The sequence below is a fragment of the Pseudomonas sp. Seg1 genome (assembly GCF_018326005.1).
GTDB lineage: Bacteria > Pseudomonadota > Gammaproteobacteria > Pseudomonadales > Pseudomonadaceae > Aquipseudomonas.
Window position 1 is genome coordinate 4,101,741 of record NZ_AP021903.1, and the last position, 14,162, is coordinate 4,115,902.

General features: G+C 59.1%; 12 protein-coding genes. 6 read left to right on the forward strand and 6 right to left on the reverse strand.

Translation table 11 applies throughout. The features are described 5' to 3' along the window. Positions 1-49 precede the first annotated feature (49 nt). The gene (locus tag KI231_RS18405) at positions 50-1,051 is read left to right on the forward strand and encodes a glutathione S-transferase family protein (RefSeq protein ID WP_212809443.1); all 1,002 of its coding nucleotides are present in this window, start codon (positions 50-52) and stop codon (positions 1,049-1,051) included. A gap of 148 nt (positions 1,052-1,199) precedes the next feature. On the opposite strand, the gene cysG is transcribed toward KI231_RS18405, so the two are convergent. From cysG to KI231_RS18435, 6 genes are all read right to left on the reverse strand, one after another. Beyond that, positions 1,200-2,594 (reverse strand): siroheme synthase CysG, encoded by a 1,395-nt coding sequence (gene cysG / locus KI231_RS18410; protein WP_212809445.1) that lies wholly within the window; start codon positions 2,592-2,594, stop codon positions 1,200-1,202. Continuing rightward, on the reverse strand, positions 2,595-3,875 hold the full coding sequence (serS, locus tag KI231_RS18415; protein WP_212809447.1) for a serine--tRNA ligase: 1,281 nt from the start codon (positions 3,873-3,875) through the stop codon (positions 2,595-2,597). Between the two features lie 15 nt (positions 3,876-3,890). Beyond that, positions 3,891-4,265: a fluoride efflux transporter CrcB gene (gene crcB, locus KI231_RS18420; protein WP_103306776.1), complete on the reverse strand. Its 375-nt coding sequence runs from the start codon at positions 4,263-4,265 to the stop codon at positions 3,891-3,893. Continuing rightward, entirely contained in the window at positions 4,265-5,587 is a 1,323-nt protein-coding gene (locus tag KI231_RS18425) for a replication-associated recombination protein A (protein ID WP_064117801.1), read from the reverse strand. Before KI231_RS18425 ends, crcB begins: the two co-directional genes overlap by 1 nt. Positions 5,588-5,750: 163 nt before the next feature. Then, positions 5,751-6,371 carry an outer membrane lipoprotein periplasmic chaperone LolA gene (lolA, locus tag KI231_RS18430; RefSeq protein WP_008087013.1) on the reverse strand — a complete coding sequence of 207 codons (621 nt, stop codon included), beginning with the start codon at positions 6,369-6,371 and terminating at the stop codon, positions 5,751-5,753. A gap of 67 nt (positions 6,372-6,438) precedes the next feature. After that, a complete protein-coding gene (locus KI231_RS18435) occupies positions 6,439-8,880 on the reverse strand; it encodes a DNA translocase FtsK (RefSeq protein ID WP_166223936.1) in 2,442 nt (813 codons plus the stop codon). 263 nt (positions 8,881-9,143) lie between these two features. On the opposite strand from KI231_RS18435, the gene trxB reads away from it, so the two are divergent. The 5 genes from trxB to KI231_RS18460 all read left to right on the forward strand — a co-directional run bounded on the left by trxB (position 9,144) and on the right by KI231_RS18460 (position 13,598). Continuing rightward, a complete protein-coding gene (gene trxB, locus KI231_RS18440) occupies positions 9,144-10,103 on the forward strand; it encodes a thioredoxin-disulfide reductase (protein ID WP_212809449.1) in 960 nt (319 codons plus the stop codon). 62 nt (positions 10,104-10,165) lie between these two features. After that, positions 10,166-10,846, forward strand: coding sequence for a leucyl/phenylalanyl-tRNA--protein transferase (gene aat, locus KI231_RS18445; protein ID WP_212809451.1), 681 nt, complete (start codon positions 10,166-10,168; stop codon positions 10,844-10,846). A 57-nt stretch (positions 10,847-10,903) separates the two neighbouring features. Next, positions 10,904-11,611, forward strand: coding sequence for an arginyltransferase (locus tag KI231_RS18450; protein ID WP_103306781.1), 708 nt, complete (start codon positions 10,904-10,906; stop codon positions 11,609-11,611). Positions 11,612-11,723: 112 nt separating this feature from the next. Further along, on the forward strand, positions 11,724-11,942 hold the full coding sequence (gene infA / locus KI231_RS18455) for a translation initiation factor IF-1 (RefSeq protein ID WP_002553999.1): 219 nt from the start codon (positions 11,724-11,726) through the stop codon (positions 11,940-11,942). Between the two features lie 513 nt (positions 11,943-12,455). Continuing rightward, a complete protein-coding gene (locus tag KI231_RS18460; RefSeq protein WP_212809453.1) occupies positions 12,456-13,598 on the forward strand; it encodes an IS481 family transposase in 1,143 nt (380 codons plus the stop codon). Positions 13,599-14,162: the final 564 nt, after the last annotated feature.

Sequence of the window (14,162 nt, forward strand, 5' to 3'; positions counted from 1 at the left end):
TCGGAATAGACTCGGCTCCAATGATTATTGGTTCACAGGAGTCTTGAACATGGGTTTGTTAGTCGATGGCCGCTGGCAGGACAAGTGGTACGAAAGCAGCAAGGATGGCGCGTTCCAGCGCGAACAGGCGAAGCGTCGCCACTGGGTGACCGCCGACGGCCAACCCGGCCCGAGTGGCGAAGGCGGTTTTGCCGCCGAGGCCGGGCGCTATCACCTTTATGTTTCCCTCGCCTGCCCGTGGGCGCACCGCACGTTGATCCTGCGCAAACTCAAAGGCCTGGAAAGTCTGATCGACGTGTCGGTGGTCAGTTGGCTGATGCTGGAAAACGGCTGGACCTTCGACACGGCGCTCGGCTCGACCGGTGACAAGCTCGACGGTTTTGACTTCATGCATCAGCGCTACACCGCTGACACGGCCGATTACACCGGTCGCGTGACGGTGCCGGTGTTGTGGGACAAGCAGCTCAAACGCATCGTCAGCAATGAATCAGCGGAGATCATCCGCATGTTCAACAGCGCGTTCGATGACTTGACCGGCAACGATCTGGATTTCTACCCGGCGCCGTTGCGCGGTGAGATCGACGCGTTGAACGAGCGGATTTATCCGGCGGTGAACAACGGCGTGTATCGCGCAGGCTTTGCGACTTCGCAACAGGCTTATGAGGAAGCCTTCGACGGGGTGTTTGCCGAGCTGGATCATCTGGAGCGGGTGCTTGGTGCCAACCGTTATTTAAGCGGTGAGTACCTGACTGAAGCGGATATTCGCCTGTTCACCACGATCATCCGTTTTGACGCGGTGTATCACGGCCACTTCAAGTGCAACCTGCGGCGGATTGCCGACTATCCGAATCTGTCGAACTGGCTGCGTGAGCTGTATCAGATGCCGGGGATTGGCGAGACGGTGGATTTCCAGCACATCAAGAACCACTACTACGGCAGTCACAAGACCATCAATCCGACGGGCATTGTGCCGAAGGGGCCGGAGCAGGATTTCACGGAGGCCCATGATCGGGCGCGGCTTGCTGGCAAAGGGGTTTGGCGCCGGGGCTGAGATTTGTATCGTTTTTGAAGGACCAATCGCTGGCAAGTCGAATCGTCGCACCGCAGCTCCCACAGGGATTTGCGTGATGCTGATGATTGCAGCTTCAACATAAAACCTGTGGGAGCTGGCTTGCCAGCGATTGGGTTCAACCCGGTTTTCAGACTTGCGCCTGAGCCCCTTCAAACCAAGCCAGTTTTTCGCGCAGTTGCACCACTTCCCCAACGATCACCAATGTTGGCGCATGCACTTCATGCTCCGCCACCAGTCGCGGCAAATCCGCCAGCGTGCCGGTAAAGACGCGCTGATTGACCGTGGTGCCCTGCTGAATCAGCGCCGCCGGGGTAGTCGCCGCACGACCGTGCTTGATCAACTGCTCGCAAATCACCGGCAACCCCACCAGGCCCATGTAGAACACCAGCGTCTGCGCCGGGGCGACAAGGTCGGCCCATGGCAGATCGGTGGAACCGTCCTTCAAATGCCCGGTAACGAAGCGCACGGACTGCGCGTAATCACGATGGGTCAGCGGAATCCCGGCATACGCCGCGCAACCACTGGCCGCCGTAATCCCCGGCACCACCTGGAATGGAATCCCATGCGCCGCCAGCTCCTCGATCTCTTCGCCGCCACGGCCGAAGATGAACGGATCACCGCCCTTCAACCGCACCACACGCTTGCCGGCCTTGGCCAGATCGACCAGTTGCTGGTTGATCTGATCCTGCGGCACCGCGTGATCGGCGCGACGCTTGCCGACGTAAACCCGCTCGGCATCGCGACGGCACAACTCAAGAATCGCTGGCGCCACCAAGCGGTCGTACAGCACCACGTCGGCTTGCTGCATCAGCCGCAGAGCACGGAAAGTCAGTAGATCCGGATCACCCGGGCCGGCGCCGACCAGATACACCTCACCGGTGGTGATTGTCGCTTCGCCATCGATCTTGGCTTGCAGCAGACGCTCGGCTTCGGTGCCCTGCCCGGCCAGTTGCCGGTCAGCAATCGGCCCCTGAAAAACGTCTTCCCAGAACCCGCGACGCTGCTGCACATCCGGAAACAGGTTTTTAACCTGATTGCGGAAACGTGCGGCGAGCCCGGCCAACTGACCGTAGGTCGACGGAATCCAGGTTTCGATCTTGGCGCGAATCAGCCGCGCCAGCACCGGCGCATCGCCACCGCTGGACACCGCAATGATCAGCGGCGAACGGTCGACGATCGCCGGGAAGATCACGCTGCACAACTGCGGCGCGTCGACCACGTTGACCGGCACGCAGCGCCGATGGGCATCACTGGAGACTTGCGCATTCAGCGTTTCATCGTCGGTGGCGGCAATGATCAGCCCGCAACCGTCCAGATCCGCTTCGACGTAACCGCGCAACACGCATTCACCACCTGAGGCGGCGACCAGGTCGCGCAGTTGCGTTTCGATTTCAGGTGCGACCACCCGCAGCAGCGCACCGGCATCGGCCAGCAGGCGGGATTTGCGCAAGGCAATCTCCCCCCCACCGACGACCAACACACGACTGCCGCGCAGGTTGTGAAACAGCGGCAGATATTTCATTTAGCCGATGACCTCAAGGCCACCCATGTACGGCTTCAGCACGTCCGGCACGCGGATCGAACCGTCGGCCTGCTGGTAGTTTTCCAGCACGGCAACCAGTGTACGGCCAACAGCCAGACCAGAACCGTTCAAGGTGTGCACCAGCTCAGGCTTGCCGGTTTCCGGGTTGCGGAAACGCGCCTGCATACGGCGGGCCTGGAAGTCGCCGCAGTTGGAGCACGACGAGATTTCGCGGTACTTGTCCTGGCTCGGGATCCACACTTCCAGATCGTAAGTCTTGACCGCGCCGAAGCCCATGTCGCCGGTGCACAGTGCCAGGGTGCGGTAAGGCAGACCCAGCAGTTGCAGGACTTTCTCGGCGTTGGCGGTCAGGCCTTCCAGCGCTTCCATCGAAGTCGATGGCTCAACGATCTGGACCATTTCAACCTTGTCGAACTGGTGCTGACGGATCATACCGCGCGTGTCACGGCCCGACGCACCGGCTTCGCTACGGAAGCACGGCGTGTGCGCCACGAACTTGATCGGCAGCAGTTTCGAGTCGACGATTTCGCCGGCAACGATGTTGGTCAGCGACACTTCGGCAGTCGGGATCAGGTACAGATCGGCTTCGCCTTCGCGGGCGATCTTGAACAGGTCTTCTTCGAACTTCGGCAATTGACCGGTGCCTTGCAGCGCCGGGGCCTGAACCAGATAAGGCGTGTAAGCCTCTTCGTAGCCGTGCTCGTTGACGTGCAGGTTGATCATGAACTGCGCCAAAGCGCGGTGCAGACGGGCGATCGGGCCACGCAACAGCGCGAAACGTGCGCCGGAGAGCTTGGCGGCGGTTTCAAAATCCAGCCAGCCGAACTTCTCGCCAAGTGCAACGTGATCTTTGACTTCGAAGTCGAAGGTCGTCGGGGTGCCCCAGCGGCGCACTTCGACGTTGTCGTCTTCATCTTTACCGACCGGAACGGATTCGTGCGGCAGGTTCGGGATGCCCAACAGGATCGAGTCCAGTTCGGTCTGGATCGCGTCCAGCTCGACTTTACCGGCGCTCAACTCACCCGCCATGCGCTCGACGTCCGCCATCAGCGGCGCGATGTCTTCGCCGCGCTGCTTGGCCTGACCGATGGATTTGGAACGCGCATTACGCTCAGCCTGCAGTGCTTCGGTGCGGGTCTGGACGGTCTTGCGCTGTTCTTCCAGCGCTTCGATGCGCGCGGTATCCAGGGCAAAGCCACGGGAAGCCAGGCGGTCCGCTACGTCCTGAAGGTTGCTACGTAACAGTTTGGAATCGAGCATGTCGGTTTCTCGTTATCAAAGTTTGGTCAGGGACAGGCCAGCCCACGTCGCGAGCAGCCCGCCGAATACGCTGAGTGCCGCATAGCCGAGGGCCAGCAACACTTGCCCGCTTTCCAGCAGGCGCACCGTATCCAGTGAAAAGGATGAAAAAGTCGTCAGCCCCCCGAGGAAGCCGACCATCAACCCGGCACGCACCTCGATCGGCACTTCCGGGCGTATCAAAAACAGGCCGTACAACACGCCAATCAGCAGGCAGCCCACGATATTAACGGCCAGCGTCGCGGTATAGAAGTGCCGCGGCCAATTGGCGTTGACCCAATTTCCAGTGGCGAAGCGCAATAACGTGCCGGCAATCCCGCCGACGGAGACCGCAATGATCAATGGAAGCACTATTTTCTCCGCTGTCTTGGGCTTAAACGGTCGAGTTGCGCGAGGTGGTTGAGCTTCTCGCCGATCTTCAACTCAAGGCCTCGGGGCACCGGTTGGTAGAACGGAATCGGCTCGAGCTCTTCCGGGAAATAATCTTCGCCGGCGGCATACGCATCCGGTTCGTCGTGGGCGTAGCGGTATTCGTCGCCGTAGCCCAATTGCTTCATTAGCTTGGTCGGCGCGTTGCGCAGGTGCAACGGCACTTCCAGCGAGCCGTTTTCAGCGGCGGCGCGCAAGGCCGTTTTGAAGCCCATGTACACCGCGTTGCTTTTCGGTGCGCAGGCCAGATAGGTAATGGCCTGCGCCACCGCCAACTCGCCTTCCGGACTGCCGAGACGTTCCTGAACTTCCCATGCGGCCAAGCACAGGCTGAGGGCGCGCGGATCGGCATTGCCGATGTCTTCGCTGGCCATGCGCACCACGCGCCGGGCCAGATAAAGCGGATCGCAGCCGCCGTCGATCATCCGCGCAAACCAGTACAGCGCACCGTCGGGGTTGGAGCCGCGCACCGACTTGTGCAGTGCGGAGATCTGGTCGTAGAACGCTTCGCCGCCCTTGTCGAAGCGCCGACGGGTGTCGCCGAGCAGGCTTTGCAGCAGCTCGGTGCCGATCTCGCTGTTATCTTCGGCCAGGTCCGACGCGTTCTCCAGCAGATTGAGCAGACGCCGGCCATCGCCATCGGCGGCGGACAGCAGCATCTGGAAGCCTTCATCGTTGAGCGTCAGGTTGCGCTTGCCCAAGCCGCGCTCTTCGGTGAGGGCGCGGTGCACCAGTTTGCGCAGCGCCGCCTCGTCGAGGCTCTTCAGCACATAGACGCGAGCCCGCGACAACAGCGCGTTGTTCAGTTCAAACGAAGGGTTTTCGGTGGTGGCGCCGATGAAGATCAGCGTGCCGTCTTCAACGTAGGGCAGGAACGCATCCTGCTGAGACTTGTTGAAGCGGTGTACTTCATCGACAAACAGAATCGTGCGCTTGCCGTACTGGCCGGCTTGCTGCTTGGCGATTTCAACGGCCTGACGGATCTCTTTGACCCCGGCGAGCACCGCCGAGACCGTTTCGAAGTGCGCATCCGAGACTTCCGCGAGCAACCGCGCCAGTGTGGTCTTGCCCACACCCGGCGGGCCCCAGAAGATCATCGAATGCAGGGCACCCTGCTCCAGCGCTTCACGCAGAGGCTTGCCGCGAGCGAGCAGGTGCTCCTGACCGACGTACTCATCCAGATTGGTCGCACGCAAACGCGCGGCCAGTGGCTGAGCAATCGGTGCACTGCGAAACAAATCCATCACGTACCGTTGAAACCTCGAATTTCGAATTTTGTGGAAAACCCTGTGGCGAGGGGATTCATCCCCGATGGGCTGCGAAGCGGCCCCAAAAAAGGTGACTGCTGCGCAGTCAATCGGGGATAAATCCCCTCACCACAAAGGCTCGACCCCACAAATCATATGTTTATTCCTGAATCACGTCCGCACCCTTCGGGATGTCGAACTTGAACTTCGACGCTGGCACCGGCTCGTTGGCCTTGACTCCGGTAAACAGGATGTTGGTGCGCTGGCCGACGCTGTCGATCAGTTGCATGTCGTTGAGCAGACCGTTACGGAACGACAGGCGCAGGTTGTCGAACAGGGTGTCCTTGGTTTTCGGCTTGAGGGTGAAGTCGATTACACCGCCCGCCTCTTTCGCGCTGATGTCGAAGCTCTGGCTGATCTTCGACACATCACCGGACAACAGCAGTGCCGGCGTCTGGGTCAGGCGCTCGTCGAGCTTCTTGATGGTGGCTTGCTCAAGATCCGGGTCCCACAGGGTAACTTTCTTGCCATCGGAGACCATGGTCTGCTCGGCCGGCGCATTGGTGTGCCAGTAGAACAGGCCCGGACGCTGCAGGGTCATGTCGCCGGTGGTTTCCTGCAACTGAGTGCCGCTGCCGTCGAGGGTCAGCTGCGAGAAGTTCGCGCTCAGGGTCTTGGATGTTTCCAGCAATTGGGTCAAACGAGCCACGTCCTTGTCATCGGCGTGGGCCGTGAGTGTGGTCAAAGCCAGTACTGGCAGCAGCATGCGGATAAGACGCATGGGAGTCCTCTTGAATACTCGTTGGGAGAGCGGCGGGACATCATTGTCCCGCCTCTTGCTTTTGCAATCAGTCGCGCACCGGGCCCGGGGCCAGGACTTCACGGGAACCGTTGGTGTTCATCGAGGTGACGACGCCAGCCATTTCCATGGCTTCGATCATCCGGGCGGCGCGGTTGTAGCCGATCTTCAGCTTGCGCTGTACGGCGGAAATCGAGGCGCGGCGGCTTTCCAGCACGAACTGTACGGCTTCGTCATACAGTGCGTCGGCTTCCGGATCATCACCATCACCACCGCCGCTGCTGCCTTCAAAGCCGCTGCCCGCCTCTTCGACACCGTTGAGGATGTCATCGTTGTATTCCGGCGCGCCGCGCAGTTTCCACGCTTCGACCACACGGTGGACTTCATCGTCGGAAACGAAGGCGCCGTGAACGCGGATCGGCAGGCTGGTGCCCGGTGGCATGTAGAGCATGTCACCGTGGCCGAGCAATTGCTCGGCGCCGCCCTGGTCGATGATGGTCCGCGAGTCGATCTTGCTCGACACCTGGAACGCCATACGCGTCGGAATGTTGGCCTTGATCAGACCGGTGATCACGTCCACCGAAGGTCGTTGGGTCGCGAGGATCAAGTGAATGCCCGCCGCACGCGCCTTTTGGGCGATACGGGCGATCAGTTCTTCAACCTTCTTGCCGACGATCATCATCATGTCGGCGAATTCGTCGACCACCACGACGATGGTCGGCAGCTTCTGCAGCAACGGTGCTTCGTCGTGAATGCTTTCGCGCTTGTACAGCGGATCGCTCAACGGCTCGCCAGCGTCCTGGGCTTCCTTGACCTTGGCGTTGAAGCCGGACAGGTTACGCACGCCCATTTTCGCCATCAGTTTGTAGCGGCGCTCCATCTCGGCAACGCTCCAGCGCAGGGCGTTGGCGGCGTCCTTCATGTCGGTCACAACCGGGCAGAGCAAGTGCGGAATGCCTTCGTAGATCGACAGTTCCAACATCTTTGGGTCGATCATGATCAGCTTGGCGTCTTCCGGGCCGGATTTGAACAGGATCGACAGGATCATCGCGTTCACACCCACCGACTTACCGGAACCGGTCGTACCGGCCACCAGCAAGTGCGGCATCTTCGCCAGGTCGGTGATGACCGGTTTGCCGCCGATGTCGTGGCCCAGCGCCAGAGTGACCGGCGATTTGAAGTTGTCGTACTCGGGCGTCGACAGCACTTCGGAGAAGCGCACGATCTGCCGGTCTTCGTTGGGGATCTCGATACCGACGGTGGTCTTGCCCGGGATCACCTCAACCACGCGCACGCTGGTCACGGCCAGGGAACGTGCAAGGTCTTTGGCGAGGTTGGCGATGCGACTGACCTTGACGCCGGCCGCAGGCTGGATTTCGTAACGGGTAATGACCGGGCCGGGATGGATCGAATCCACCGTGACCTCAACGCCGAACTCCTTGAGCTTGATCTCCAGCAAGTGGCCGACCGCAGCCAGGGATTCCGGGGAGTAATTGAGTTGTTTCTTTTCTGCCGGATCAAGAATCGAGATCGGCGGCAAGGTGCCTTCCACGGCACTGTCGACGAACAATGGTGCCTGTTTCTCTTTCTGCACGCGCTTGCTCGGCTCGGGAGCCTTGGCCGGTGCCGGAGCGATGACCGGCGGGACCTGCTTCTCGCGGTCGGACATGTGCTTGCTCAGCGCTTGCTCACGCTCAATCAGGCGTTCTTTGACTTTGGCCTGCTCACGCTTGTCAGTCACCGTCGGGGCGACCACATCGTGCACGCGGTCATCGACTTCACGCAGTTGCGCAACCAGTTGCTTGCGTTCGGTACGCGCCGACCACCAGCGGTTGAGCGCGCCCTGGAACAGCTCGAACAGGTCGAGGGTGATCTTGCCGGTGATGTCCATCACCTTGAACCACGACAGGTCGGTGAACACGGTCAGGCCAAACAGAAACAGGGCAATGAACAGCAGCGTGCTGCCTTGAATATTCAAAGCATTCTTCGCCAGATCGCCAAGGCTTTCGCCCAGTGCGCCACCGGCACCGGCCGGCAGACCGGTCGCGGCATGAAAATGAATGTGCGCCAGCGCGGCACCGGAGAGCACCAGAAACACCAGACCGATCAGGCGCCAGGAGAACAGCCAGCCGCTCCACTGCCACGGCTCGTGGCGCTGACGGAAGATCTGATACGCCTTGATCGCCAGCAGCAACGGGAAAATGTAGGCGAAGTAGCCGAGCACCATGAACAGGATATCGGCGCTGTAGGAGCCCGCCGGGCCGCCGAAATTCTGCACGTCGTCGATCTTGCTGTTATGGCTCCAGCCCGGATCGTCCTTGCCGTAGGTCAGCAACGCCATCATCAGGAACAGGCACAGAGCGCCGATGGCGATCAATGCACCTTCCTTGAGCCGGTAGTGCAACTGTTGGCGCCAGAGCGGAACGACTGTTTTTGGTGCTTCGGTGGATTTCTTCAAAACGCTACTTTTCCTGCGCCGAGGCGCGTCCATCTATTGAATGACGATAAAAAACTGCCCAATCCAGGCAGGTAAAAAAGTTAACGGGTGCAACTGAGACTACTTTTAACACTGCGCTCAGGGTTTTATAAACACGGCGCGCGGCGAATATTCTGTAACAGCCCGGCATTGTACGGGTTTGTGCGCTTGATGCCATGCTTCAAACCCCAGTGTTGAGCATAGCCAAGCCGACAAGACCTGCGGTTCAATTTGAGCATGCATTACCTTTTGTGACAAAGGCTTATGAGGTGTATTTGATGAACGCAGCGAAGCATTCACGCCTGATCATTCTCGGCTCCGGCCCGGCCGGTTACAGCGCCGCCGTATACGCCGCCCGCGCCAACCTCAAACCCGTGGTGATTACCGGGTTGCAGGCCGGCGGCCAGCTCACCACCACAGTCGAAGTCGACAACTGGCCCGGCGACGTCGAAGGCCTCACCGGCCCGGTGCTGATGGAGCGCATGCAGAAACACGCCAAACGCTTTGCCACAGAGATCGTTTACGACCACATCCACACCGCCAAGTTGCAACAGCGCCCGTTCGAACTCGTCGGCGACAGCGGCACCTACACCTGCGATGCCCTGATCATTGCCACCGGTGCTTCGGCGCAATACCTGGGCCTGCCATCGGAGGAAGCCTTCGCCGGCAAAGGCGTTTCCGCCTGTGCGACCTGTGACGGCTTCTTTTATCGCAATCAGGTGGTCGCGGTGGTCGGCGGTGGCAACACTGCCGTCGAGGAGGCACTGTACTTGTCCAACATCGCCAAAGAAGTCCACCTGATCCATCGCCGCGACAAATTACGCTCGGAGAAAATCCTTCAGGACAAACTCTTCGAGAAAGCCGCCACCGGCAATGTGCGCCTGCACTGGAACCAGAATCTCGATGAAGTGCTTGGCGATGCCAGCGGCGTCACTGGCGCGCGTTTGCGTGACAGCCACACCGGCGAAACCCATGAACTGGCGCTGGCCGGCGTGTTCATCGCCATCGGTCACAAACCCAACACCGACCTGTTCGAGGGCCAGTTACCGATGCGCGACGGCTATCTGCTGATCAAGGGCGGCAGCGACGGCGACGCCACGTCCACCGCGATCCCCGGCGTGTTTGCTGCCGGCGACGTCGCCGACCATGTTTATCGCCAGGCAGTGACCTCAGCCGGCGCCGGCTGCATGGCCGCGCTGGATGCCGAGAAGTATCTGGACGACATTCCGGTCATTTAACGGCACACTTTATCGCGGGCAAACAGCCCGCACCGCCCTCCCCTTCTGCAAGCCTGGATGCCATGCTGACTTGGTTACAACGCAACTCCCTGACTTTTCCTCCACTGGAAAAGGCCATGCGCGACCCCAACGGATTGCTCGCCGCAGGTGGCGATCTGTCCGCCGATCGTCTGATTCAGGCTTATCGCCATGGCTGCTTTCCGTGGTTTTCCGAAGGCCAGCCGATTCTCTGGTGGTCGCCGGATCCCCGCACGGTTTTGTTTCCCGACGAACTGCACGTCTCACGCAGCCTGAGCAAACTGCTGCGCAAGGAGCGCTACCAAGTCACCTTCGATCAGGACTTTGAGGCGGTGATCCGTGCCTGCGCCGCGCCCAGGGATTACGCCGACGGCACCTGGATCACCGAAGCCATGCAGAACGCCTACGTTGAACTGCATCGTCGCGGCTTCGCCCATTCTGTCGAAGTCCGGGATCAGGGCGAATTGGTCGGCGGTCTGTACGGGCTGGCGATGGGGCGACTGTTTTTTGGTGAGTCGATGTTCAGCCGCGCCGACAATGCCTCCAAATATGGCTTTGCCACACTGGTGCGGCATCTGAAGGACTCGGGTTTTGTGCTGATCGACTGTCAGATGCCTACCGACCATCTGCACAGCCTCGGCGCTCGGGCGATTCCCCGCCTCGAATTCGCCAACTATCTGGCCCGACATCTGGATCAACCCAATCACGCCACCTGGGTTTGCTGAGCGACTTTTGCGCGCGTGGCTTACACTTAATTCACCAGCTTATCCCGAGGGTTGATCATGACCGAGTTGGCGCGCTTGAAGTTCTATGCCACTCAGCCTCACTCTTGCAGTTATCTGCCTGAGGAGCAGGCCACGACCCTGTTTCTCGACCCAAGTCAGCCCATGGATGTGCATGTCTACGCAGACCTGTCGGAAATGGGCTTTCGTCGCAGCGGCGATCACTTGTATCGCCCCCATTGCCAGAATTGCAATGCGTGCGTGCCTGCGCGCATTCCCGTGGCGCCGTTCACCCCCAATCGTCAGCAGAAACGGATTTTCAAGCGCAACGCCGATTTGCAGGTGCGCCCGGCCAAACCCCAGTTCAGTGAAGAATACTTCGATCTGTATCAGCGCTACATCGAACAGCGTCACGCCGACGGCGACATGTACCCACCGAGCCGTGATCAATTCTCGACTTTTCTGGTGCGCGATCTGCCCTTCTCGCGTTTTTACGAGTTTCGTCTCGACGGACGGTTGCTGGCTGTCGCGGTGACCGATTTGCTGCCTAACGGCCTGTCAGCGGTGTACACGTTTTACGAACCGGCCGAAGAACGCCGCAGCCTTGGCCGTTTCGCCATCCTGTGGCAAATCGCCGAGAGCCAGCGCCTGGGGCTTGAGGCGGTGTACCTGGGTTACTGGATCAAAAACTGCAAAAAGATGAACTACAAGACCCAATATCGCCCTATCGAACTGCTGATTAATCAGCGTTGGGTCATCCTGAACTGAACACAAGCCGTAAACCCCTTGGCGTAAACACCATTTTTCGGGCACAATGCACGCCGCTTTTGCCTGGCGCAGTTGCACCGGGCCATTCATTGGATACCGAGGGCTTTACTGCATGTCGAAAGAAGACAGCTTCGAAATGGAAGGCACTGTCGTCGACACCCTGCCCAACACCATGTTTCGTGTGGAGTTGGAAAATGGGCACGTCGTAACCGCGCATATTTCCGGCAAGATGCGCAAGAACTACATTCGTATTCTTACCGGTGACAAAGTGCGCGTCGAGCTGACGCCCTATGATTTGAGCAAAGGGCGCATTACTTACCGCGCTCGTTAATCAAGTCAATACAGAACGCCCGGTTTATGCCGGGCGTTTTTGTTTGTCTGCGATTTGGTTGGGGTCTTGGGGTCTTGGGGTTTGGGGGCATATCCGTTGCTGCGGGTGTTGCTGATTAGGGTTCCGCCCTTACGGCGGGTCACTTTTTCCAGACGCCGAAAAAGTAACCAAAAAGGCTGCTCCCTGACGTACGGCACTTCGCCTAGGCTCAGTGTTCCCTCGCTACGGCGTCCATCCGGGGGCATCGCCTCCGGTTTGCTTCGCTGCACCTCCTCTCGATGTGTTTGGCTTCGCCAAACGGCGCTGCGCGCCTACCCCGGATGAACACCTCCGCTCGGCCTGCCGATGGGCCTGAAGATCAAGAGCAGGATCAAAAGCCAGATCAAAAGCCAAATCAAGAGCCCCTCACCCTAGCCCTCTCCCTGTATGTACCGGAGACATGGTGGACAGGTGTTCGGAGACATGGTGGACACTTTTTAATAGACACATTGCTCATCACCAAGGAGATGACCTGTGTCCTGGGAAGAGGTGTCCACCGTGCAGCTTCGTTCAGAGTTCGTGCATTTGGCTCGGCAAGAAGGAGCCAATGTCCGGCAGCTTTGCCGCCGATTCAATATCAGCCCAAGCACTGCCTACAAATGGCTCAACAGGTTTGAAACTTCAGGTGCAGAGGGCTTGATCGATCAGTCTCGACGACCGAAGACGTCACCCAAACGCTGCGCTGAAGAGGTTGAGCAGCAGATTCTGACCGTGAGTGAGGAATACGCGGCTTGGGGCGCTCGCAAGCTCAAACGTGTGCTGGAAGACAGCGGCGCAGTAATGCCTTCGGTCAGTACCGTGCATGCGGTTTTACAGCGTCATTCACGCGTTGATTCAAAGGCCGCTGAGATTAAACCGTTTATCCGCTTCGAGCATGAAGCGCCCAACGATCTTTGGCAGATGGACTTCAAGGGCCATATCAGCCTGGCTCAGGGACGTTGCCATCCGTTGACGATACTGGACGATCATTCGCGGTTTTCGCTGTGTATCGCGGCCTGCCTCGATGAGCGACGTGAAACCGTTCAGGAGCATCTAATCAGGGTCTTTCGGCGTCATGGTCTGCCTTTGCGCATGACGATGGACAACGGTTCACCCTGGGGTGACCAGACTGGCGTTTATACCGCGCTGGAGGTCTGGCTGATGAGTCAGGGCATCAAGGTCGGGCACTCTCGACCTTATCATCCGCAAACCCAAGGAAAGCTGGAACGCTTCCACCGCAGCCTGAAAAATGAAGTCCTGCGAGACCGACATTTTATTGATCTCAACGGTGCACAACGGGCGTTTGATATCTGGCGTGATATCTACAACCAGAAGCGTCCACATCAAGCGTTGGACATGCAGGTGCCTGCTACTCGCTACAGCAGCAGCCCACGGGAATATCAGGAGCAACCCGCGGCGCCGGAGTACGACGATGGGGATGTGGTCAGGAAGGTTCAGGTGAAGGGCGAGATCTACTGGCGGAACCGTGAATACACAGTCGGAAAAGCTTTTTATGGGAGGTCAGTAGCTATCAGGGAAACGACGGAAGATGGCATCCGCGATGTCTACTGGAGTAGACATCGTATTGCCCGAATCGACTTGAACTTGCAGATCGTTACGGCAGGTAAGAAGATCTAAAACCGTCCACCATGTCTCCGAACATGTGTCCACCATGTCTCCGGTACATACACTCCCGGAGGGAGAGGGGACTGACCGAGGTGTTTGAGAGAGCTACGCCGACATGAAATACCGAGTCGAACTCAGATTCTGAAAGGCTCGCAAATCGGCTCCTCTCCTTGGACCATAGCCCTCTCCCGGAGGGAGAGAGGACTGACCGAGGTATTTGAGAGAGCTACGCCGACATGAAATACCGAGTCGAACTCAGATTCTGAAAGATTCACAAATCGGCTCCCTCACCTTGGAGAGAGGGCTGGGGTGAGGGGCAAACCCAACACAAAACCAAAGCCGACCGCACGCTTCTCACCACTCAACACAATGAGCATCAGCTCAAGTACCGCTCTTGACCTTCACCAATCAACACAATGAGCGTTAGCTCAAGTACCGCTCTTGATCTCCACCACTCAACACAATGAGCGTTAGCTCGAGTACCGCTCTTGATCTTAAGCGCCCGTCGGAAGGCTGAGTGGAGGGATTGATCCGGGGTGGGAGCGCAGCGACCGTTTGGCGAAGCCAAACACATCG

What these genes read in the sequence shown, in the direction of transcription:
- KI231_RS18405 (WP_212809443.1), top strand. Translation starts at nt 50, where the DNA reads ATGGGTTTGTTAGTCGATGGCCGCTGGCAGGACAAGTGGTACGAAAGC.
- cysG (WP_212809445.1), bottom strand. Translation starts at nt 2,594, where the DNA reads ATGAAATATCTGCCGCTGTTTCACAACCTGCGCGGCAGTCGTGTGTTG.
- serS (WP_212809447.1), bottom strand. Translation starts at nt 3,875, where the DNA reads ATGCTCGATTCCAAACTGTTACGTAGCAACCTTCAGGACGTAGCGGAC.
- KI231_RS18425 (WP_064117801.1), bottom strand. Translation starts at nt 5,587, where the DNA reads ATGGATTTGTTTCGCAGTGCACCGATTGCTCAGCCACTGGCCGCGCGT.
- lolA (WP_008087013.1), bottom strand. Translation starts at nt 6,371, where the DNA reads ATGCGTCTTATCCGCATGCTGCTGCCAGTACTGGCTTTGACCACACTC.
- KI231_RS18435 (WP_166223936.1), bottom strand. Translation starts at nt 8,880, where the DNA reads ATGGACGCGCCTCGGCGCAGGAAAAGTAGCGTTTTGAAGAAATCCACC.
- trxB (WP_212809449.1), top strand. Translation starts at nt 9,144, where the DNA reads ATGAACGCAGCGAAGCATTCACGCCTGATCATTCTCGGCTCCGGCCCG.
- aat (WP_212809451.1), top strand. Translation starts at nt 10,166, where the DNA reads ATGCTGACTTGGTTACAACGCAACTCCCTGACTTTTCCTCCACTGGAA.
- KI231_RS18450 (WP_103306781.1), top strand. Translation starts at nt 10,904, where the DNA reads ATGACCGAGTTGGCGCGCTTGAAGTTCTATGCCACTCAGCCTCACTCT.
- infA (WP_002553999.1), top strand. Translation starts at nt 11,724, where the DNA reads ATGTCGAAAGAAGACAGCTTCGAAATGGAAGGCACTGTCGTCGACACC.